Consider the following 22831-nt stretch of genomic DNA (forward strand, 5'->3'; position numbering starts at 1 on the left):
ATAAATGAATAAGGATATTGATCAGGTGTTCTGGCCAACCTGGCTTGCTGTAAGCCAACTACGTGGCGGGTTGGAAGTCGACGATGGGGCTGCTTTTTATCGCCGGGCCTGCCAATGGGTGGATTCTGCGCGTAATGTATTGCGTGACCTGGGGTACAGCGAGCACAGCGTTGAACATATGCTCTACACCCAATGTGCGTTACTGGATGAAAGCGTGTTGAACCGTAACCGGCAGGATAGCGGTTATATCACTTGGCTTGCGACACCCTTACAGGCCCACTATTTCAATACCACCAATGCCGGGGAAGAGCTCTGGGAGCGCATCCGTACCGTACTGCGCGAGCCCGTTCCTGATACCGCCGTATTAACCTGCTTTTATCGCGCAATCACGCTTGGTTTTGTGGGTCGCTATCGTGAGCAGGGTGATGAACGTCGTGAAGATGTTCTTGAAGCGCTGTCAACTCAGGCGATGCCTTTTTAAGTTAAAACACGATTCACCAGTAATCATGCGGGCGTCCGGCTTCTCTGGCGGTAAGCGCCGCTGGTGGCTGGCATGGATTGTTGGCGCGCTGGCGTTGGGGGCTTTGTGGCTAACATTTTCTCATGTCTTACAAGGGCAGATTGCTCAGCTGATTGGGCAGGGTTAAGACATGGCCCAGTTGCGAGGGATCGTTAACTATGTGCTGGCGGCCGTACTGGCTTTGCTGTTGGTCTGGGGATTCAGCCCAGTAAGTGCGGGTATCCGGGGCGGCCTTACCGTCATTGTTTTATTGCTTTCCATTCCAGGGATCGTTTATGGCTGGCGTCAGTATGGTCGGTTGAAGCCTGAGCATTCTGCTCGTGAAGTTGCGCTCCCTCCGGAGAGTTTCAGTGGGCCTGTCGTGCTGGTGTGTGGCGACAATGAGCCATTGTTTGCCGGACGTAGCGATTCTTGCGAGAGTTCGCAGGGCTGGTATTTATCTGTCCAGTCCCCGGAACATTTTATTGCTCTGGTTCGTCAGATAGCTGTGCAGCGCCCGGGGCTTCTAATGCGCGTGTCCGTGATGCTGGCATTGACCCCAGAACGGCATAAAGATGAAGATGCGCTTAAGCATATGCTACTCAGTTGGCGGCGTGTGGTAACCCAGAGTCGGCGTTGGTTATCAGGTATACCGCCGTTTTGGTTGTGCTGTTGGCTGAATTCTCCTCAATGTAATGAGACTGTACGTTGGTTTATTCGAACCCCTCAGGATGCAGAGGTGCAGTCAGCTACGGGATTAGACGACTTTGCACCTTTCTCTTCGGAAGAGCGCCCGGCTCGCCACTCTCATCTAACACATGCAGTGTGGTTAGATAATTTACTGGGCTGGCTGAAGAAGGTGCAAGGCGATACCGAACGCAATGCTCCGCCTCTTTTCTCTGCTTTACGGGTTGTGTGTTTCACCTCATTAGCGGTTTACGAAAATAATCTGTGGCAACGGCATATCGCTGCTCAAACAACGCTTTCTCCTGCGGCATCAGCAGCGCCCGTACTGCTGCCTTTTCCTGATTTAGCATTGCCTTTTTTATCCCGCCGCCGGGCACTGACAGCATTTCAACGAACGCTGGGCGTAAGCGGTCTGCTATGCGGCATTTTTGTCGGGCTGGCGATGACGTGCAGCTTTATCAATAACCAACATCTCATCAGGATCACAAACGATCATCTGATGTTATACCGCCATCTTACTGGCAATCCTGCCGAGCCAAAGATTCAGGCCCAGGAACAGCTTCGTCGTGATGCACAGCGGCTTGATCGCTGGTATCAGCGTGGTGAGCCCCTTTCTCTTTCAATGGGATTGTATCAGGGGATGAGATTGATCCCGCCTTTGCAGGCCGCCATCAGCGACTGGCTGCCAACTGAAAAACCGAAAGTGGCCTCCCCGCATACCGTTCGACTGGACAGTATGTCGCTGTTTGATACGGGCGAATGGGCGTTAAAAGCGGGTTCAACAAAAGTACTCATTCGAGCTTTAGTCAATATCAAAGCCAAGCCCGGTTGGCTGATAGTCATCGCCGGGCATACCGATGATGTGGGTGACGATAAATCTAATCAGCAGCTCTCTCTCAAACGCGCGGAATCTGTTCGCGACTGGATGCGTGATACCGGTGACGTCGCGGAGAGCTGTTTTGCTGTTCAGGGTTACGGCGAATTACGTCCCTACAAAACCAACGATACGCCGGAGGGGAGGGCTGCCAACCGCCGTGTAGAGATCAGTCTGGTACCGCAGGCTGATGCCTGTCGGGTGTCGGGCATGAAGGAACCGTCACCGCAAGGCGGTGACGCATTAACGAAGTAAAAATGGAGAAAGAGTTATGGCAATTCCAGTCTACCTTTGGCTGAAAGACGACGGCGGTGCGGATATTAAGGGCTCTGTTGATGTGAAAGACCGTGTGGGCAGTATCGAAGTAGTGGCTCAGGAACATAACCTGTACATCCCTACCGATAACAACACCGGTAAGTTGACCGGGACGCGCATCCATACCCCGTTTCTTTTCACTAAGGAAATCGATGCTTCCAGCCCGTATCTGTACAAGGCTGTAACCACTGGTCAGACCCTGCGTCAGGCAGAGTTCAAATGGTATCGCATCAATGATGCTGGTCAGGAAGTGGAATACTTCAACACCACTCTGCATAACGTGAAAGTGGTGAAAGTAAATCCTGTGATGTACGACATCAAAGATCCGGCTAAAGAGAAGCATAACCACCTGGAACAGATTGAACTGCGCTACGAGAAGATCGTCTGGACATATAAGGATGGCAACATTATCCATTCTGACGCCTGGAACGAGCGTACCACCGCGTAACGCACTAACGGATGAGTATTTCCTCATCCGTTTTTTTATGCCCTCTGCTGAGTATCCGGCGCGGGGATTTAGCAGAGAGTATCAACGTCACTATTACCTTATGGGCATTGGGTTACGGCCACGGGCGGTAGCGTGCCTGAATACAGGGAGTCAGGAAGCAAATGGAACACCAGTCAGCAGTGTTATTACGACGTCTCAACCCCTATTGTGCTCAGGCGCTTGAAGCGGCGGCATCGTTATGTCAAACGCGTGCGCATGCAGAAATCACTCCTGAACACTGGTTACTGAAGCTATTGGAACAGGGAGAGGGCGATATTACTGTCATTGCACGTCGTTATGAATGGGATATCGACAATCTCTGGCAGTCGCTGCTGGCGCATCTGGATGTTCAGCCTCGTTCCGTAAAAAGCCGCCCGCAGTTGTCTGATGTTCTCCTCTCTTTAATGCAACAAGCGTGGCTGTGTGCAGCAACGGATGAAAATTCGCAGATACGTGGTGTGCATCTGCTGATGGCGCTGGTGGGAAAGCCTTCGCTACTGAAGTGTGACGGCCTGTGGCCTCTTCTGAGCGCAGGACATACTCAACTGGAACGGCTCCTGCCGCTATTAAATGTCCAGTCAGATGAACGTCCTGAAAGGCAGCAAGAGGCTGCTCTGGCGCAGTTTACCTCTGATGATGAACCGGGTCGAAATCTGGCCCAGTCGACTTTGTCGCCCGCATTACAAGGTGTGCTCGATAAATTTACATTAGACGTGACCGCGAAAGCGTGTGCCGGTGATATCGATCCGGTATTTGGTCGTGATAATGAAATTCGGCAAATGGTGGATGTGCTATCTCGTCGTCGAAAAAACAATCCAATTCTGGTTGGGGAACCCGGCGTCGGCAAGACCGCTTTGGTGGAGGGGCTGGCGCTGCGTATTGCTGAAGGTAACGTGCCGGATAGCCTGAAATCAGTAACCTTACGTACGCTGGATCTTGGGCTGTTGCAGGCAGGTGCTGGAGTGAAAGGTGAGTTTGAGCAGCGATTAAAAAATATCATTGATGCCGTTCAGCAATCGCCAACTCCTGTTCTGCTCTTTATCGATGAAGCACACACCATCATTGGGGCCGGTAATCAGGCGGGGGGAGCTGATGCAGCCAACCTGCTAAAACCCGCTCTGGCCAGAGGTGAATTGCGAACCATCGCAGCGACCACATGGAGCGAATATAAACAGTATTTTGAGCGTGATGCTGCGCTGGAGCGGCGTTTTCAGATGGTTAAAGTGGATGAACCGGATGATGACACTGCCTGTTTAATGCTGCGTGGTCTGAAATCACGCTATGCAGAACACCATGGCGTTCATATCACCGACGAAGCGGTTAAAGCCGCTGTTATGCTCTCTCGCCGCTATCTTACCGGGAGGCAATTACCCGACAAAGCCGTCGACCTGCTGGATACCGCAGGTGCAAGAGTACGGATGTGCCTTGATACCGTTCCTGAACCCCTTACGCGCTTGAAGTCGGAGATCACCGCGCTTGAAATTGAAAAACAGGCGTTGCTTGCAGACCTCGCAGTAGGAAATGGTCAGTATGATGAAAGGCTGGCCAGCATTGAACAGCATGAAAATCGCCTGCTTGTCGAGCTTGATGAACTGGAAACCCAGTATGGCCAGGAAATAGCGCTCACTGAGCAACTGCTGACCAGCCGCCGTGATATTTCTCGTCAGGCGGAAACGATTGAATTGCAGCAACAGCTTAGTGTGCTTCAGCAGGGCCATCCTTTACTGTTTCCGGATGTAGACGCGCGCACAGTAGCTACGGTGATCGCCGACTGGACCGGTGTACCGTTGTCTTCACTAATGAAGGACTCCCAGACAGACTTGCTGACGCTTGAAACCCAGATGGGAAACCGCGTTGTCGGGCAGGATTACGCGCTAAATACTATCGCACAGCGGTTGCGGGCATCAAAAACAGGACTTACGCCGGAAAACGGCCCACAGGGTGTTTTTCTGCTAACTGGACCAAGCGGAACCGGGAAAACGGAGACGGCGCTGGCCCTGGCTGACATTCACTTTGGCGGTGAAAAATCGCTGATCACGATTAATCTGTCTGAGTATCAGGAGTCGCACACCGTGAGCCAACTCAAGGGCTCACCTCCGGGGTATGTGGGTTATGGTCAGGGAGGGATCCTGACTGAAGCAGTGCGAAAACGCCCTTATAGCGTGGTATTGCTGGATGAAGTAGAAAAAGCGCATCGCGACGTCATAAACCTGTTTTACCAGGTATTTGACCGCGGTTTCATGCGAGATGGTGAAGGCCGAGAAATTGATTTTCGCAACACCGTTATTTTGATGACTTCCAATCTTGGCGGCGACGCTGTGATGCAGATGCTGGAAGAACAGCCGGAAACCACGGAGTCCGATCTGCACGAGCTGCTGCGCCCCCTCTTGCGTGATCATTTCCAGCCGGCGCTACTGGCTCGCTTCCAGACTATTATCTACCATCCGCTCAGTGAACCTGCGTTACGTACGATTGTACAAATGAAACTGGATCAAGTTAGACAGCGATTACTGCGTCACTACGGCATCACTACGACGATATCTGAGAACCTTTTTGATGCCCTGACAGCCGCTTGCCTGCTACCGGATACGGGGGCGAGGAATATTGATAGCCTGCTGAATCAACAAATCTTGCCAGTGCTCAGCCAGCAGTTGTTAACGTATCTTTCCCGGCAGCAAAAACCTCAGCAGCTCACTTTGAGTTGGAGTGATGAAGAGGGAATTGAATTGATAATTGATAATTGATAACGAGTGAAAAATAAAACCCAGAGATAAGACTAATGATGGGTTTTATATTGTACTGGGATATGCGTTGCGCAACAGGACTAAATATGGATGGTGCTAAAGAGCTTGCCAAAGATATGCTCGAAGCTATTAACATTGATGATTCTGGATTTATAGCTGCTTTGACAAAAGGGCTTATATCATTTCCGGTGAGTATGGGATATCTGGCCTATGATTTTATGGATACAGAACATCACAGAGCGAATGCTGATGACAAATACAGGTTTGCCAGACTTATTAATAAAGTGGGGTTTAATAAGGAGTTGATAGGTCAGGTTGTTGGGGTTTTTATTAATGATTTTTCTTCTCGACTGGATTTTTCTTTAATGGTGGAAAAAATAGTTGGGGATAGTGCCGGAAGGATGATTTTTTCAGAGCTAACTGGCGTTAAAATTGGGTATGTTATTTCTAATCGGTTGGTCACGGCATTTTTTTCAGGTGCTTGTATAGGCTCGCTTCTTACGTTGGGAGCGGAGGTATCCAGGGCAATCTATACATCTCGCTATCTTGCTGCAAGGAGTCCTGGCCATTACCAAAAATTGAAAGATATGGGAGACCTGGATCTGCTTTATTTTCTGATAGAAGATCTTGTTTCACCTTTTGAAAAAGCAATTGAGCTTCACAATACAAATGAGGTTTTTTTTAATGAGGTTTGCCAATGTTTTCTGGAAGGTCTGGGAAGTTTAGAGAAATAGTAATATATTTAATGTATTATTTTTCATATCTGATGGGTAATCTATTATGCATGTTTGGCATTGCCTTTTCTATTTGGTTTTTTTTTGTTTCTAACGATGCGTTTCGATATTTATGGGGCGCGGGAAATATTTTATTGATTGTTTTAGGGTATTTTATGATGAGATTTGGCTGGCCTCATGTGCGTAGTAATTGGGATGATTATCTGTGATTTTTTAGTTAATGGGAAATTGTGTTTGTCAGTATTATTATGGTTTTATAAGTGCGTAAATATATTTAATTAAATGGAGTTAACTCTATGAATATGGAACTAACAACATCAGAGCCCACACTTAAGAGCTCCATCTTAACTTATTCCTTCATTCCCGTATGCACTGGATGTAGTGCGTTTTGAGAGGCTGGAGCAGTTAAGCGTTCTTGACCATTATTCTGTCCGATCTACTTGTAGTATTGAGTTTGAGTTAAGAGCTAATAATGAGTAAACGTAACGATATTATTGAACCTTCTGAGTGGACATCGACTCGTAAAACAGGGCTTGTTTATAGCGAAATATTGGGATGGATAGATATAGCCATGCACAGGGAAGTGATATCAAAAACCTGATGATAGATATAAAACGAGGTGAATCAGGCTGTGATGGTTATTATGAAGTCACTTATAGCCAAAAAATGTTTGTATACCATCGCCAGTTTGGTACAGGAAAGTTTGTTAAGTGGCGTATCAAACAAGGTTTATCTGCATGTGAGAAAAACAGCGTTGCGTTGGCCATGATGATGACGACGGCGCGCGTGTTTGAAAGTTTGCAAGCTAATTGGTGTTTTAGTTGGTATACCGACAGTGGTTTTAGCGGAGAGGATCTTACCTCTGATCTTTTAGGCTTCTACAGGGCAATTCTTCCCTCAGACTACCAGTCAAGACTAAGGTTAGTCAGTAAAGAGCGAGCACTGAATCGATGGGATTTTTATGGGCCGATAGGCAATTATAAGAATAAAGGATTTTTACCATTACTGTTTCCAGACCCGTCGGATAATTGTGCTGTTCATAAACCCTATAAAGGGAGTTTGCTTTCGTTTATGACATGGGTGCAGCCGTGGAGTGATTTCACTTCTGGTCGGGTACAAGTGATCAGCGGGGATGGCGGTTATTATTCATTTTTGTCGAGGTGAATGGTAATGAGCTACTATAAAATATTACTGGTGACTATTGCTTTGATTTCCTTGTCACCTCTTTTAATACCCTGGCCAGATAAATTAGAATATCGGGAAAGTGATTTTTTTGATTACTATTTCTACACAGATGTTGATATCAAGCAGGCCCCAAGGATCTCAAATAATTATTATTTCGAATATATTTCTCCTGAGGGAAGCACTCGGGAAACAAATCTTATTATTTTTCACGGTGGTGATGCAGAAGTTATTCGTAATTATCTAACAGGTCTTGGTTTTCATCTTTATGATTATAGTGATAATGGTAGGGAAGAGCTTTGGATATCTAGCGATAATCTTCGATTTACTTTTTCCATTGTCACAAATAAGAAAGCGGATATAGTTGTTTTAATAAAGACAATGCGTTGAGAGTAACTTTTACTTTCTGAAAATAGCTCTTTATAAAATTACAAGGGTTAAATATATGGGAATGTCCGAATCACTGGGTGGTGGGATGTCATTTATATCTGAAAATACGTTAAACCGTTATCAATTGTATATCCCTTCATGCAAGTCTGTACTGGATGTTATTAATTTTAGTGGTACGGAGGAAATGAGTTCGCTGTATCGATATGTAGTTCATTTTTCCAGCAATGATAAAGACATTGCAGCAGAGTCGATACTTAGAAAATCGACTACATTGACCATGGGAATAGGGAGGTTAAGTGAGTTAACTGCCCGAAAAGTGGTACATGGCATTGTGACATCTTCCATCGTATAAGTGGTTCAAAAGACCAGACAACCTATCAGTTAATCATTGAACATTTTGTCGCGTTTTTGAAAAATCAATTTCTTATGTACCGTTTTTTTATAAATATGTCAGTTCCGGAAGTTGTTAGTAAAATTTTACAAGAACATGGTTTAAAAGATTGGGAATATAATTTTGATTTGGCGATGGAATATCAAAAACGAGAGCAAATTAATCAGTATCAGTAAAGTGATCTGGTTTTTATTGAACGTTTGCTCTCTGAAGCTGGAATATTCTTCTTCCGGCTTCCGGCTTCCGGCTTCCGGCTTCCGGCTTCCGGCTTCCGGCTTCAGCCTGATCTTGGCACTGAGGTGATCTATTTTTCTGAAAAACAAAGCGCATGGGAGTTTGGCAAAACATTAGCGCTGAATAGTCCCTCCGGAATGAATGACAATGGCATCGCCTGAGACAGGGAATTTTTGGGCTCGTCTCTAATATGAGTGTTATCTCTCCTTACATCAACCGATGTAAGCCTCAGCTCGGCTCAGGTCCTGAATATTACGGAATCCATGGCGATCGTGTACAGTGAAACGCGCTGTTGGAGACCTCCACTAAAATCGCGGCCAGTAGGTAAAAGCGTCAGGCTGGCATTTGATTACCTTCCAGTGAATCAAGGCGGTGGTCATCAAAGAATCAGCAGCGATGGTGTGATTTAAAAAGTTTATTTTTCATATTTAATTAATGATTTAATTGGTGGTTATGAAAAAATATCTGGATATATGATGGTGAAATGTACGAGCGGTATTCTGCGTTAAATATAAATTTGGTTACATTTAATCCTCTGCTGTATTCGAATAAATTAGTCTGGAGTATAGTCCTGAAAAAGAATGAAAAAGAATGAAAAAGAATGAAAAAGAATGAAAAAGAATGAAAAAGAATGAAAAAGAATGAAAAAGAATGAAAAAGAATGAAAAAGAATGAAAAAGAATGAAAAAGAATGAAAAAGAATGAAAAAGAATTTTATGGGGCGTTGATTTATCCAGATGGTATGACCATTCCACAAATTGAAAGCTTTATCGATATAAAAGTACGAGAGGTTTCTGAATTAAATAAGGCTGGTTTAAAAAAAGCAGTTAATTATATTTTTTAATTAACCACAGAATTAATCAATTCATATGTGTTAATTAAACATAGTAAAGGGAATCCTATTTTTTAAAGGAATTATCATATGAGTCTATCTGTAATAACCATGCCCACGCTTAACCGTTACAGCTTAACGATTCCTTCATGCCCGCATGCTCTGGATGTGGTGCGTTTTGAGGGACTGGAGCAGTTAAGCGTTCTCTACCATTATTCTGTCCGTTTTACCTGTAGTGCCTCGGAGTTGACCGCCAATATGATCCTGAACCAGCCGGCATTGCTGATCATGAAAGGCGGGGCATTATTGAATGCCATCCCCGTGAAGTTCGTCTACGGCGTGGTTACCCATTTCCGGCGTCTGACAGGGTCCCACGACCAGGTCAGCCACGAAATTATCATTGAGCCTTATCTTTCCCTGCTTGATAAACAGTTCCGCACACACCGCTTTTTTATCAATAAATCAGTTCCGGAAGTGGTGAGTGAAATCCTGCAGGAGCACGCCCTGCACGGCTGGGAGTATGAATTCACGCTGACGCAGAGTTATCCGAAACGTGAGCAGATAAATCAGTATCAGGAGAGTGACCTGGCGTTTATTGAGCGTCTGCTGGCGGAAGTTGGCATATTTTACTTCTTCACGCTGCAGCCGGACACCCGGACGGAAGTGGTGCATTTTGCAGACCAGCAGAGCGCGTATGAATTTGATAAACGGCTGGCGCTGAACAGCCCGTCAGGAATGAGCGACAGCGGGGCGGACTCCGTCTGGGGACTGAAAATCCTGCAGCAAGTGGCACCGGCGGGAGTGACCACAAAAGACTATAACCATCGCGAAGCGCAGAAGGTGCTGCAGTCGGCGAGGGCGGATATCACCGGTGGCGAAGGCGAGGAAATGCGTTATGGCGAGGTGTATCACTACAAACCACGCCATCTTGAGACGGGTGACGCATCCGGCTCGGCACCGGAAACCGGGAACTTCTGGGCACGACTGGACCACGAGCGTTTTCTGGCGGAGCAGACGCTGATAACGGGTGCCAGCACGGATGCAGGGTTACGTCCGGGACAGGTGCTGACGATAACGGACAGCAGCGTGCCATCGACGTTGCCGGGCGTGCTGCAGCAGCCGGTGGTGGTCATCCGGACCGGGTTCAGCGGCAGCAGGAAGGATGCGCTGAAGGTGACGCTGGCGGCGGTACCGTACAGTGAGACGCAGTGCTGGCGTCCGGCGCTGAAGGCAAGACCAAAGGTCAGCGGTACGCTGACGGCGCGGGTCAGCAGCCCGAAGAGCGGAGATATCTACGCGCATCAGACGGCGGAGGGATTGTATCGTGTGAAATTTGATGCCGACCAGGACAGCAAACAGCAGGGTTACGAGAGCATGCTGCTGCGCCTTGCCAAACCCTATGGCGGCGACACCTACGGTATTCACTTCCCGCTGATACAGGGCACAGAAGTGGCGGTGGCGTTCCATGAAGGGGATCCGGACCGGCCTTATATCGCCCATGCGCTGCATGACTCCCGACATCCTGACCACGTGACGGAGGCAAACCACACCCGCAACGTCATCCGCACGCCCGCCAATAACAAACTGCGCATGGAGGACAAACGGGGCGAGGAGCACATCAAGCTCAGCACTGAGTACGGCGGGAAGACGCAGCTGAACCTGGGGCATAACGTGGATGCGCAGCGCGCGATGCGGGGAGAGGGCTTTGAACTACGTACAGACCAGTGGGGAGCTATTCGGGCAGGGAAGGGGATTTTTATCAGCGCCGATCGTCAGGAATTAGCTGGAGGTTTGCAGTTAGATATGCATGAAGCAGTAGCGAACTTACAAGCTGCGCTTCAGGATGCGAAAGGTATTCGTTCTGCGGCAGAAAAAGCGAAAGCAGAACTGGCTGATATCGAGAGGCAAAAAGCATTGTTGATGGAGTCTATGACAGACCTCAAGAAACAGGCTTTACTTTTTTCTGCTCCTGCCGGTATCGCTCAGGTGACTCCCGCCAGTATCCAACTCTCATCAGGTGAGAATATCATTGTAACCTCTGGAGCGGACGCGGATGTCAGTGTCGCTAAAAAATTCCGCCTTGGTGTGAAAGAAACAATAAGTCTTTTCGCTCAGTGGATGGGGATTAAAATTTTTGCCAGCAAAGGAAAAGTGGAGATTCAGGCTCAGGGAGATGCAATGGATCTCATGGCAAAGAAAACGTTGAGTATAGCCAGCAAAGATGAGCAGGTGATTATTACCGCAGCGACAGAGTTAGTACTCAGTTGTGGCGGTGCATATATCAGGCTTAAAGATGGTGAAATAGAAGTAGGGGCGCCAGGCAATGTTCGCGTAAAGAGTATTGGAATTCAGAAAATGGCTCCTGCAACATTGAATGCTAGCATAGAGTTACCGGATCCTTGCGCCACCGCCATTGATGCTGCTGGTGGTACGCAAAGCCCTACCGTGACGCTGGGTTAATGGAGGGCAAATGAAGGAATCTTTAATAACTTATGATTACTCCTTACCGGCAATGCAAAAACGAGGGGATGACATTGGTGAACAAATATTTAATCATTTTATAACGTTAAATAGAAATTGCATATTAATGATTGATACTGCAATTATAAGACTGAGGAATAAAGATTCGTCATTCTATGATAAAATAAAAAGTAGGGATGTTGTAAGGGTACCTGTTGCTACTCGTTATCTATCAGCTGAATTTGAACCCTGTTTGGTTTCACTGGATTTATCTTTACCTGCTGATTGTAATATACTACATGAAAGTATTATGCAGGCCCTGAAAGAGATAGAACCTAATGAGATACTGCTGGGTAAGGGCAGGATGATTTGTGGTTGGCTTACGTGTGCAGATAATATTATAAATCTCGCTGATTACCTGGGAAAAGTCGCTATCCAACAGCGTGATGGCAAAGATGTATTGCTTCGGTATTATGACCCCGCAATTATAATCTCTCTTTTCTCCATCCTGGATGATTGGCAACAACGACGTTTGTTAGGACCAGTTGAAGTGTGGAGTTTTATTGATGGCGATGGACAGTTTATCAATAAAATAAATAAATCTAATAATCAAGTTCGACTTTCATATACTTTATCGCTGAGTGCTGACAATTGGCGTGATATAAATTTTGCAGGGATAAAAAATAAGATTATTTGTAATTATCGCTTAGCGCATTTGAGTAGTGAACGATTTTCGGAAGTAGAGGTGTTTAAGATATTAAGAGATTCACTTAAAAAAGCCGAGTTGTGTGCTTTCTTTGATAAAGAAGATCTTATTAAATGGGGTGAGTGTTCAATTAATGTAGCTCCGGAATTTTATAACCATAGCGTTATTAAAAAACTGCTTGAAATAAATAGACGAAGTGAAAGGGCGAATTTTATTCAAATCACATCCCATGTCACAGAAAAGCAATGGAATGAAATTCGTGAAGAGCATTAATTAAGAAGTTTAAAGCTAGAATATGCAGGAGAACAGGGATGAAAAATCATAAATGTGACTGTATGTCACAGGGACCGGCATTACTACCCGTACGCTATGCGGTGATTCCTGAATATATTAAAGAACCGTTACCGGAGTGGGCAACATCAGGAGTATCGGCTTACCCGGTGGAAAACGAAAATTACCACTATGCGCTGCGCGCAATGCGCAGAGGATATATCTATATCTACTATCCGTATCTGACGGACTGGGAGGCGTGGTCGGTATGTGATGACGGCAGTTTGTGGAAACAGCTTTCGGCGAAAAATGTCCTGGAGAAAGCAGAGCCTGACTGTCGGCAGGGAACCTACAGTAATGGCGGAAAGGATTTTCTGACGCTGCCCTATGAAGTTCTGGAGAATGACATCTGGATAGCATTCACGCAGTGTCCGTGGACGGAAAATACGCTGGAGCGTTACGCGAGCGATGGCGTGCAACGGCAGAGCAGAATGCAGTGCGTGAGTTCATCGAACTGGAGGGCGCCACAGGCTTCACAGCAAATAACGGAGGCAACCACAGCGAATCTTGCCAGTGTTCTGGATTACATTCCGGCGCAGGGCAGCATGCTGAGCCCGGGAATGCGGTTACCTTATGGCACCCATAATAAAATACGCGTCAGCCAGTGCGTGAATGAACGCTATGCAATAGTCAAAGAGCCGGGGCCGCAGGAGACATTGTACCCGTGGAAGAGTGGAGTAGTCGGAAACACAATCCGGCAGATGAAGGAACGGGGTGTGAAGCCAGACGGTTCCCCGGTCACACCGTTGCTGATGGCGCTGCATGATGCAACAGGGATAACGCATGAGCTGACGGGATGGACAAACGATGTCCTGGCGATGGCGAAGATATTCGGTGATGAACGCGCTCTGGAGTTCTGTACCCAGAATCTGATAAATGGTGTTAAGGAGATTATAAAAAAGAGTGCTGAGCAGAATGTGGAAGAGCAGCTCGCGGCATTGGGTGGTTCACTTTCAACATCTCGCGATATTGATTACGCATATGGAATGTATGTCTGGAACGAGGGACGGAAAGGCAATACGGATGTTTTAAGCCGGGAAGAATTTGAGCGTCAGGCGAAGAAAAGACAGGAGCAGAATCTGAAAAGGTCGCGGGTGGCAAATAACCTGCGCAGATATAAAAGAAAGATAAAGCAAGAGAGCCTGGATTCGTTTATTAATTGTAGTGAGGTCCTGACACAAAAAATCGATAAACAACTCGAAGTGATAATTGCTTTCCGCTGTCAATGGCTTAAATCTCCATGTTTTATTCGTACACTGCAGGACTTTTATTCTGATCTTTCACAGGATAATTTGCACTTTCGTGAAATTGCGGCTTTTGCGATGTCTGGGTTAGGTGCGGCGAAATCTGGTGTGAGTTTACTCGATGACTGGATAAAAGATTACTCAACTGCTGATGAAAATAACCTTGTCTGGCGTACACATTTTTATAATGCACCTGAGTTAATGACTGTTGCCGAATCCTTGCTTGCCAGAGTACGCAAAGGAGTGAGTCAGCAGGTCACAGAACAAAGTTTATTAGCATTTTTTGAGTCAAAATCCGGCGACCTGGTTAAATTATTCGAAGGATTTAGTAAAGCAACAGCTGCGCTGGATGAGCCACTTGGAAATGATCCAGTCTGGTCAAAGCGAGTGTTGTATCAAGTTGACCAACATATGGCAACGCTGGGTTCACGATTATTCTCGGTTTCGGGTGTGGGACCAAAATTGGACACCATAAACGATCTTGTCGTTAAAACGCTCTGTTCTCTTTCAGCAGGTAAAACAATAGCTGAAATAAAATCTTTCTCTAGTAAATATTTTGGCTGGGCGACTGAGCGTAGTTACTATGTAAACGAAATTCTCTTTGTTAATCCTCAGAAAAACAGAGTGTCAGGGCGCTTAAAAGTCGCTCAGGTGCGGTTCTCCGATCTGGAAAAGGCGACTGCGGAATTCAGTATCAAGGGAGCGAAAAAAAATGCTTATCGTGCGACAAGTATCAATTTCCTGGTGCTCTTTTTTAATATGGCGGAGCTATATAACCAGGCAGATCATTTTAAACGTGATGACTTTTCCAGTTATGCCAAACTGGTCGCTGCAGGATTCGCCACCACGGGAGGTGCGGTTGATATTGTCAGTAAGATGATGGATGTCATAAAAAAAGATGATAAATCGTTTCCGAAACTGAAATGGGTAGGGGCCAGTTGTGCAATGCTTAATGCCATTGCATCGTTGGGGGCTGATTTTTCAGATGCTTACCAGTTAAAAGATGAAAAATCAATAAGTAAACGATGGGCATACAGAGTGTTATATTTGGGAAAAATCCTTAATGACGTAACGACCATTATTGCACTCAGCGGCAAAGTTATGCCTGCTTTAATGTCAAAATTTGGCTGGAGTACGGCTGTCGGCAGTACGGATATGTGGCTGGGACGCGCAGTTGCACCTACGGTTTATGCGCTGGGTATTGAGTGGATTGGTGTCTTCTCGTCCTGGCAGTTCGCTTTGTTACTGGTGGTAGTGGATTATGCCCTGAAAGAGTATTTTTTTGAAGATGAAATTCAAGTCTGGCTGCAGAACACGCTGTTTGGCAAAAAATTTTCGAAAGATATTGATAGCTACTCTGAAGAAAAAAAAGCAGAACTTATAGTGAAATGTGGAAAATCGTTGATGGAATGCGTACGTAAAATAGAATCTACCAGTAAACAGAATTGAATTATATTTTCAAATAAATTCATTGAATAAATATCGGCATGGTCATATTACATATTGTAAGAATAAATTATGAAAAAAGAACTGAAATTCTCGGACGGGTTGCGAAGAGGTCTGGAAGGCAGCAATAAAAAATATCCGCTTCATAACTATCTGCAGCAAAAAAGTGAGCTGGCGCGAACGCAGGAAATTCTGCGCAATATCGAGGCCAAAAATGAAAAAGGAAAATGGCTGGCACATTTTCGCCTGAAAGAGAAAGAACTGCTGGAGGCGCTGAAAAACGCCCCGCCGGACCCGGTGCTGCCGCCTCCGGCACCGCTGATTAAAGTTCGGGGCGTCATAGAAAAACTGACGCAGCGGCGGGTGGTGCAGCATTTCGACGTTCTGTCCTATCCGGAAGGAAACGCCTACTACACCCGGTATAAAAAGAAGATGGCGGCGTCGGCGGTGGTCTGGGCGGCCAGCGGCTCGGGAGGGACAGCTTCGGCCCTGCTGCAGGACTATGACAGGCCGCTGTGCGGGGCCTGGTATCTGACCGGGCGTATTAACGGCAGACGTTTTTCGGGCTGGCTGGGATGTCACTGGTGCTATGAAGGGGAGGAGGTGGAACTGCTGGCGGCGCCGGTCGGCGAGGAGTATCTGGTGTATGCCATCCACAAGCCAGAGGAGCAGTCCCTGTGCATGACGCCGGGGTGTTACCGGGGAAAGAATCAGGCGCGCCGGGCGGCAGTGCGTATCCCGTTGCGGGTTTGCTATCTGTGCCTGGCCGTTGTCCTCATAACATTGCTGTGTAGCGATGGTATGGCATCATTTTACGATCCTATGTTCTATATATTTATAGCAGGCACAATAGTTTTTCTGCTGGTGATGTGCCTGCTTCCCGCGGCCTGGTCAATTTACAAACACAAGCCGTTACCGGAAGAAACGCTGTCAGAGGAGATATTCACCCTGCTGGGCTGGGAAAACGTGGCGGATATTAACCTGGAAACTCTACATAAACGGCGAAAAAAAGAGTGGAAGCGAACAGAGATCCCGCCAAACCCTCTGCGCAAAGGTACGCCCTTTGATCATTCAGGAATAAGAGCAGGCATTTTTTATTATTAATAAGGATGCTGAATGGTTCTTAACGGTCTGGATAAATTATGAAAAAAGAACTGAAATTCTCGGACGGGTTGCGAAGAAGTCTGGAAGGCAGCAATAAAAAATATCCGCTTCATAACTATCTGCAGCAAAAAAGTGAGCTGGCGCGAACGCAGGAAATTCTGCGCAATATCGAGGCCAAAAATGAAAAAGGAAAATGGCTGGCACATTTTCGCCTGAAAGAGAAAGAACTGCTGGAGGCGCTGAAAAACGCCCCGCCGGACCCGGTGCTGCCGCCTCCGGCACCGCTGATTAAAGTTCGGGGCGTCATAGAAAAACTGACGCAGCGGCGGGTGGTGCAGCATTTCGACGTTCTGTCCTATCCGGAAGGAAACGCCTACTACACCCGGTATAAAAAGAAGATGGCGGCGTCGGCGGTGGTCTGGGCGGCCAGCGGCTCGGGAGGGACAGCTTCGGCCCTGCTGCAGGACTATGACAGGCCGCTGTGCGGGGCCTGGTATCTGACCGGGCGCATTAACGGCAGACGTTTTTCGGGCTGGCTGGGGTATCACTGGTGCTATGAAGGCGAGGAGGTGGAACTGCTGGCAGCGCCGGTCGGTGAGGAGTATCTGGTGTATGCCATCCACAAGCCGGAGGAGCAGTCAGTGTGCATGACGCCGGGGTGTTACCGGGGAAAGAATCAGGCGCGCCGGGCGGCAGTGCGTATCCCGTTGCGGGTTTGCTATCTGAGCCTGGCAATAGTAACTCCTGCAGTTATACATATTCATAATGGATGGGAGGCATTTTCTGACCCGGAATTTTACATGATGTTGGCTGTGTTTTGTCTTATGTCATTGGGGTTGTGTCTGCTTCCCGCGGCCTGGTCAATTTACAAACACAAACCGTTACCGGAAGAAACGCTGTCAGAGGAGATATTCACCCTGCTGGGCTGGGAAAACGTGGCGGATATTAACCTGGAAACTCTGCATAAACGGCGAAAAAAAGAGTGGAGGCGAACAGAGATCCCGCCAAACCCTCTGCGCAAAGGTACGCCCTTTGATCATTCAGGAATAAGAGCAGGCATTTTTTATTATTAATAAGGATGTTGAATGGTTCTTAACGGTCTGGATAAATTATGAAAAAAGAACTGAAATTCTCGGACGGGTTGCGAAGAAGTCTGGAAGGCAGCAATAAAAAATATCCGCTTCATAACTATCTGCAGCAAAAAAGTGAGCTGGCGCGAACGCAGGAAATTCTGCGCAATATCGAGGCCAAAAATGAAAAAGGAAAATGGCTGGCACATTTTCGCCTGAAAGAGAAAGAACTGCTGGAGGCGCTGAAAAACGCCCCGCCGGACCCGGTGCTGCCGCCTCCGGCACCGCTGATTAAAGTTCGGGGCGTCATAGAAAAACTGACGCAGCGGCGGGTGGTGCAGCATTTCGACGTTCTGTCCTATCCGGAAGGAAACGCCTACTACACCCGGTATAAAAAGAAGATGGCGGCGTCGGCGGTGGTCTGGGCGGCCAGCGGCTCGGGAGGGACAGCTTCGGCCCTGCTGCAGGACTATGACAGGCCGCTGTGCGGGGCCTGGTATCTGACCGGGCGTATTAACGGCAGACGTTTTTCGGGCTGGCTGGGATGTCACTGGTGCTATGAAGGGGAGGAGGTGGAACTGCTGGCGGCGCCGGTCGGCGAGGAGTATCTGGTGTATGCCATCCACAAGCCAGAGGAGCAGTCCCTGTGCATGACGCCGGGGTGTTACCGGGGAAAGAATCAGGCGCGCCGGGCGGCAGTGCGTATCCCGTTGCGGGTTTGCTATCTCTGTCTGGCTCTTATTATCCCATTGTATATACATGTATATAATGGATGGGAGGCATTCTCAAATCCATATTTTTATTCACTTATGGCAGTAGCTTTTCTAGCCTTACTGGGGTTATGTCTGCTTCCCGCGGCCTGGTCAATTTACAAACACAAGCCGTTACCGGAAGAAACGCTGTCAGAGGAGATATTCACCCTGCTGGGCTGGGAAAACGTGGCGGATATTAACCTGGAAACTCTGCATAAACGGCGAAAAAAAGAGTGGAGGCGAACAGAGATCCCGCCAAACCCTCTGCGCAAAGGTACGCCCTTTGATCATTCAGGAGGGACATTTTGTTTTTTTTATTATTAATAAGGATGCTGAATGGTTTTTAACGGTCTGGATAAATTATGAAAAAAGACCTGAAATTCTCAGACGGGTTGCGAAGAAGTCTGGAAGGCAGCAATAAAAAATATCCGCTTCATAACTATCTGCAGCAAAAAAAATGAACTGTCGCGAACGCAGGAAATTCTGCGCAATATATCGGGCTGGCTGAGATGAAAAATCATAAATGTGACTGTATGTCACAGGGACCGGCATTACTACCCGTACGCTATGCGGTGATTCCTGAATATATTAAAGAACCGTTACCGGAGTGGGCAACATCAGGAGTATCGGCTTACCCGGTGGAAAACGAAAATTACCACTATGCGCTGCGCGCAATGCGCAGAGGATATATCTATATCTACTATCCGTATCTGACGGACTGGGAGGCGTGGTCGGTATGTGATGACGGCAGTTTGTGGAAACAGCTTTCGGCGAAAAATGTCCTGGAGAAAGCAGAGCCTGACTGTCGGCAGGGAACCTACAGTAATGGCGGAAAGGATTTTCTGACGCTGCCCTATGAAGTTCTGGAGAATGACATCTGGATAGCATTCACGCAGTGTCCGTGGACGGAAAATACGCTGGAGCGTTACGCGAGCGATGGCGTGCAACGGCAGAGCAGAATGCAGTGCGTGAGTTCATCGAACTGGAGGGCGCCACAGGCTTCACAGCAAATAACGGAGGCAACCACAGCGAATCTTGCCAGTGTTCTGGATTACATTCCGGCGCAGGGCAGCATGCTGAGCCCGGGAATGCGGTTACCTTATGGCACCCATAATAAAATACGCGTCAGCCAGTGTGTGAATGAACGCTATGCAATAGTCAAAGAGCCGGGGCCGCAGGAGACATTGTACCCGTGGAAGAGTGGAGTGGTCGGAAACACAATCCGGCAGATGAAGGAACGGGGTGTGAAGCCAGGCGGTTCCCCGGTCACACCGTTGCTGATGGCGCTGCATGATGCAACAGGGATAACGCATGAGCTGACGGGATGGACAAACGATGTCCTGGCGATGGCGAAGATATTCGGTGATGAACGCGCCCTGGAGTTCTGTACCCAGAATCTGATAAACGGTGTTAAGGAGATTGTTAACAAAAGCTCGGAACAGAATGTTGAAGCCCAGCTTTCTGTATTACCCTAGGAAACATTTATCTCTCCTCCTGCAATGGATTATTCTTATTACATGTATGTCCAGAATGAGAAATCTAAAGGAACAGATCCGAAGGATATACTAACTCGCGAAGAGTTCGAAAAACAGATAAAGGGAAAACAAAACGAAGTTTATAAAAAACACCAGGTCGCTAATGATTGGTCTAAATATGCTCGAATGATCAATCAGAGCAAATGGGATTCTTTTAATAAATGTTGTGCTGATCTTACACAAAAAATTGATGAGCAACTCGCTAAACTGATTATCTATCGTTGTGAATGGTTACAGACTTCTTTATTTATAACAATGTTACAGGATTTTTTCTCTAATGACCCTGTTGATAATGCAAACTATCGTGAAATTGCTGCATTCGCGATGGCTGGGCTTAATGAGTCGCCATCAGGTGTAAAATTGCTGGATGACTGGATCGACGCATATACCACGACAAGTAAAACTAATCTCGTCTGGAGAACACATTTTTATAATAATCCAGAAATAATGGCAGATGCAGAGCCATTATTGGCTAGCTTGCAACAGTGTAGCATATCTCCGGTTTCTGAAAATGATGTGCTCTACTTTTTTGAGAAGAATGGCGCTAAACTTAATAAAATATTTAAAGGTTTTGAAAAAGCAACGAGTGAAATTTCAAAACCTCTGGATAGCAATGCCGTATTCTCGAAAAGAGTGCTGTATAAAATAGATCAGCACATGGTTACCGTGGGGACCAGGTTTTTTTCCGTATCACGGATTGGACCTGTGCTCAATACCATGAATGACCTTATAGTTCGAACTCTTTTTTCGCTATCTTCTGGAAAGTCAGAGTCAGAAACAAAAATGTTGTTCAGTAAATATTTTGGCTGGGCAACGGAGCGTAGGGCTTACATTACTGGCACTGTTTTTTACAGCACGCAAAGAGCCATTCGGGCTGATCGTCTCCGGGTGGCGAGTAATAAATATGCCGCACTTGAAAAAGCGTATGCAGATTATCTTCGCCAGCCTGCAGGATCTTCTGGTTATGCGGTGACCAGTATTAGAATTTTTGTTTTATTTTTCAATGTGGTCGAACTGTATAACCAACTCGATAACTTTAACAATAAACCCTCTGACTATGCCAAGGTAGTCAGCGCAATATCGGCAACGGCAAGCGGGATTATTGATATTGCAACACCTGCAATGGAGGTCATTCTTAAAGAGAAAAATAGTCTCCACTACATGAAAATGTCTGGCGCAGGATGCTCGCTGATAAGTGCTGGCCTTTCGCTGGGATTAGATTTTTCCACATTGTTGAATAAAGTTAGCTTACCGAATTCCAGTAAAAAATGGGCATTTACCGGCTTATATTTAGTTAAGACTCTTAGTGATGTTGCCATTATTGCCAAAGCGGAAGGGAAATTGATGTCGGTGTTGATTGAACGCTTTGGTTGGGATACCGCTAGAGGGGGATTGGCCGTATGGCTGGGAAAAGCCGCAGCACCACAATTAACAAAATTAGGTGTCGAATGGGTAGGGTTGTTGGCTTCGTGGGAGGTTGCCCTGTTATTGATGGTGGCTGAATATATTTTGACTGAATATTATTCACGTGATGCGTTACAGTCTTGGATTGAGAATAGTTTATTTGGTGATGATAATTCGATTGATATCGATAGTTATGCGCCGGAAAAAATAAATATGTTTATTGATGAGGCCCGAAATTCACTGCAAGAAAGCACACGTCAATTATCTTCAGGTAAAAAACAACAACGTGGAAAACCAATAATTTACTGGCCATTTATTATCTATGATGAGCCGGAAGTCCCTGCTGTGGTTTAATTTTGGAGCAACGAAATATTATGACAGAAGATGATGAACTGTTCGCCGATATGCCCCGGGCCTATATCCGGGGGCTGGAGAAGGGTAAAGGGTATGTGAAAGAAAACTATCTCCGGGAGCGCAGGGAATGGATAAAATTAAGACAAACCATTGCGTACTATGAATCGGAAGGCAAGAAGAAGCATAAAAAACGGCTGGCGGAACTGTATCGTGAAGAAAAGCAGCTGGCAAAAGCGCTGGCTGATATGCCACCGGACCCGATACTGCCCCCGCCAGCCCCGCTGATAAAGGTCAGGGGAGTGGTGAAAAACTATCACCAGCGCTGCCTGACGCACTATTTTGACACCAAAGCCTATCCGCAGACGTGGGAGTATTTCAGCAGGCAGGATGAGAACATGGCGTCTGCCGCGATGGTGCTGGCCTCGATGGGCTCAGCGGCAACGGCGCAGGGCATGGTGGCGAGCAATGAAGACAGGGTTCCAGCTGCTGCGTGGTACGTTACTGGCGAAATCAACGGTCGGCAGTTTTCGGGGTGGCTGGGAGCGCCCTATTGTCGGGAAGGTGAGGAAGTGGAACTGATTGCCGCGCCGGTGGGAGAGGAGTACCTGGTCTATGCCCTTGTCCGGCCGCATGCGCGCTCGCTGACTATGCCACCGTGGTGTTACCAGGGAGTACGACGGGCACGAATTGACGGGATGAAAGTCCCCATTTCGGTCGTTATTTTATTAATTATTATTATGTTGATAGTGTTTATTTATCAGGATGGCTGGATTGTTAGTGAAAAAATGGTGAGTGGGGTAACGATGTTCCTGACCATGGGAACCTTTCTGTATATCCTTCCTGCAATATGGGCAATCTGGCGACGCCACCCCTTTCCGAAAGAACAGTTGACGGAGGAGATATTGACTGTTGCTGGCTGGGATAATGTGACGAATATTGATCTTCGGAAACTCGACAAGAAAAATATAAAAGAATTTAAGAAGCAAGGGCGGTCTGTTCGATTACTTAAATCAGGATGGTGGTTTTTTTACTATTAGTTGACAATTATTTAAGTTTT

The 22831-nt window shown here is 46.9% G+C and carries 15 protein-coding genes and 3 pseudogenes; all 18 read left to right on the forward strand.

Translation table 11 applies throughout. The annotated features are described in order from the left end of the window. Positions 1 to 4 precede the first annotated feature (4 nt). The 18 genes and pseudogenes from tssL (at position 5) to GFC06_RS08210 (ending at position 22811) form a co-directional block, all read left to right on the forward strand. A pseudogene (gene tssL / locus GFC06_RS08130) lies at positions 5 to 647 on the forward strand (type VI secretion system protein TssL, short form). A gap of 3 nt (positions 648 to 650) precedes the next feature. Further along, on the forward strand, positions 651 to 2315 hold the full coding sequence (locus tag GFC06_RS08135) for an OmpA family protein (protein WP_153690009.1): 1665 nt from the start codon (positions 651 to 653) through the stop codon (positions 2313 to 2315). 16 nt (positions 2316 to 2331) lie between these two features. Then, complete coding sequence (gene tssD, locus GFC06_RS08140) at positions 2332 to 2823, forward strand: type VI secretion system tube protein TssD (RefSeq protein ID WP_003024437.1); 492 nt, start codon at positions 2332 to 2334, stop codon at positions 2821 to 2823. A 161-nt stretch (positions 2824 to 2984) separates the two neighbouring features. Further along, positions 2985 to 5606, forward strand: a complete 2622-nt coding sequence (gene tssH, locus GFC06_RS08145; RefSeq protein ID WP_153690010.1) for a type VI secretion system ATPase TssH — start codon at positions 2985 to 2987, stop codon at positions 5604 to 5606. Positions 5607 to 5692: 86 nt separating this feature from the next. Beyond that, positions 5693 to 6340, forward strand: a complete 648-nt coding sequence (locus GFC06_RS08150) for a hypothetical protein (RefSeq protein WP_153690011.1) — start codon at positions 5693 to 5695, stop codon at positions 6338 to 6340. A gap of 472 nt (positions 6341 to 6812) precedes the next feature. Beyond that, positions 6813 to 7504, forward strand: a pseudogene (locus GFC06_RS08155) (hypothetical protein). A gap of 6 nt (positions 7505 to 7510) precedes the next feature. Then, positions 7511 to 7912 (forward strand): hypothetical protein, encoded by a 402-nt coding sequence (locus GFC06_RS08160; protein ID WP_016157455.1) that lies wholly within the window; start codon positions 7511 to 7513, stop codon positions 7910 to 7912. A 55-nt stretch (positions 7913 to 7967) separates the two neighbouring features. Then, positions 7968 to 8264 (forward strand): hypothetical protein, encoded by a 297-nt coding sequence (locus GFC06_RS23350; protein WP_228522543.1) that lies wholly within the window; start codon positions 7968 to 7970, stop codon positions 8262 to 8264. Positions 8265 to 8299: 35 nt separating this feature from the next. Next, on the forward strand, positions 8300 to 8479 hold the full coding sequence (locus GFC06_RS23355) for a contractile injection system protein, VgrG/Pvc8 family (RefSeq protein WP_267237670.1): 180 nt from the start codon (positions 8300 to 8302) through the stop codon (positions 8477 to 8479). 749 nt (positions 8480 to 9228) lie between these two features. Beyond that, positions 9229 to 9381, forward strand: coding sequence for a hypothetical protein (locus GFC06_RS08170; protein ID WP_153690012.1), 153 nt, complete (start codon positions 9229 to 9231; stop codon positions 9379 to 9381). A gap of 78 nt (positions 9382 to 9459) precedes the next feature. Continuing rightward, positions 9460 to 11829 carry a type VI secretion system Vgr family protein gene (locus GFC06_RS08175; RefSeq protein ID WP_153690013.1) on the forward strand — a complete coding sequence of 790 codons (2370 nt, stop codon included), beginning with the start codon at positions 9460 to 9462 and terminating at the stop codon, positions 11827 to 11829. Positions 11830 to 11839: 10 nt separating this feature from the next. Further along, entirely contained in the window at positions 11840 to 12808 is a 969-nt protein-coding gene (locus tag GFC06_RS08180) for a DUF4123 domain-containing protein (RefSeq protein WP_047499244.1), read from the forward strand. 38 nt (positions 12809 to 12846) lie between these two features. Next, positions 12847 to 15558, forward strand: coding sequence for a T6SS effector BTH_I2691 family protein (locus GFC06_RS08185; protein WP_153690014.1), 2712 nt, complete (start codon positions 12847 to 12849; stop codon positions 15556 to 15558). A gap of 69 nt (positions 15559 to 15627) precedes the next feature. Beyond that, positions 15628 to 16659 (forward strand): putative type VI secretion system effector, encoded by a 1032-nt coding sequence (locus GFC06_RS08190; RefSeq protein ID WP_153690015.1) that lies wholly within the window; start codon positions 15628 to 15630, stop codon positions 16657 to 16659. A gap of 38 nt (positions 16660 to 16697) precedes the next feature. Next, positions 16698 to 17732: a putative type VI secretion system effector gene (locus GFC06_RS08195; protein WP_153690016.1), complete on the forward strand. Its 1035-nt coding sequence runs from the start codon at positions 16698 to 16700 to the stop codon at positions 17730 to 17732. 38 nt (positions 17733 to 17770) lie between these two features. Then, positions 17771 to 18805: a putative type VI secretion system effector gene (locus GFC06_RS08200; protein ID WP_153690017.1), complete on the forward strand. Its 1035-nt coding sequence runs from the start codon at positions 17771 to 17773 to the stop codon at positions 18803 to 18805. A gap of 209 nt (positions 18806 to 19014) precedes the next feature. After that, positions 19015 to 21774 (forward strand): annotated as a pseudogene (locus GFC06_RS23480) (T6SS effector BTH_I2691 family protein). A 20-nt stretch (positions 21775 to 21794) separates the two neighbouring features. Beyond that, on the forward strand, positions 21795 to 22811 hold the full coding sequence (locus GFC06_RS08210) for a putative type VI secretion system effector (protein ID WP_047499245.1): 1017 nt from the start codon (positions 21795 to 21797) through the stop codon (positions 22809 to 22811). The last annotated feature ends 20 nt before the right edge of the window (positions 22812 to 22831 follow it).

This window comes from Citrobacter braakii, assembly GCF_009648935.1.
GTDB classification, from domain to species: domain Bacteria; phylum Pseudomonadota; class Gammaproteobacteria; order Enterobacterales; family Enterobacteriaceae; genus Citrobacter; species Citrobacter braakii.

Bases quoted from the DNA above. Each gene is read 5' to 3' on its own strand.
- GFC06_RS08170 (WP_153690012.1), top strand. From the start codon at position 9,229: ATGAAAAAGAATGAAAAAGAATTTTATGGGGCGTTGATTTATCCAGAT.
- tssD (WP_003024437.1), top strand. From the start codon at position 2,332: ATGGCAATTCCAGTCTACCTTTGGCTGAAAGACGACGGCGGTGCGGAT.
- GFC06_RS08185 (WP_153690014.1), top strand. From the start codon at position 12,847: ATGAAAAATCATAAATGTGACTGTATGTCACAGGGACCGGCATTACTA.
- GFC06_RS08180 (WP_047499244.1), top strand. From the start codon at position 11,840: ATGAAGGAATCTTTAATAACTTATGATTACTCCTTACCGGCAATGCAA.
- GFC06_RS08135 (WP_153690009.1), top strand. From the start codon at position 651: ATGGCCCAGTTGCGAGGGATCGTTAACTATGTGCTGGCGGCCGTACTG.
- GFC06_RS08150 (WP_153690011.1), top strand. From the start codon at position 5,693: ATGGATGGTGCTAAAGAGCTTGCCAAAGATATGCTCGAAGCTATTAAC.
- GFC06_RS08175 (WP_153690013.1), top strand. From the start codon at position 9,460: ATGAGTCTATCTGTAATAACCATGCCCACGCTTAACCGTTACAGCTTA.
- GFC06_RS08190 (WP_153690015.1), top strand. From the start codon at position 15,628: ATGAAAAAAGAACTGAAATTCTCGGACGGGTTGCGAAGAGGTCTGGAA.
- GFC06_RS08195 (WP_153690016.1), top strand. From the start codon at position 16,698: ATGAAAAAAGAACTGAAATTCTCGGACGGGTTGCGAAGAAGTCTGGAA.
- GFC06_RS08200 (WP_153690017.1), top strand. From the start codon at position 17,771: ATGAAAAAAGAACTGAAATTCTCGGACGGGTTGCGAAGAAGTCTGGAA.
- tssH (WP_153690010.1), top strand. From the start codon at position 2,985: ATGGAACACCAGTCAGCAGTGTTATTACGACGTCTCAACCCCTATTGT.
- GFC06_RS23350 (WP_228522543.1), top strand. From the start codon at position 7,968: ATGGGAATGTCCGAATCACTGGGTGGTGGGATGTCATTTATATCTGAA.
- GFC06_RS08160 (WP_016157455.1), top strand. From the start codon at position 7,511: ATGAGCTACTATAAAATATTACTGGTGACTATTGCTTTGATTTCCTTG.
- GFC06_RS08210 (WP_047499245.1), top strand. From the start codon at position 21,795: ATGACAGAAGATGATGAACTGTTCGCCGATATGCCCCGGGCCTATATC.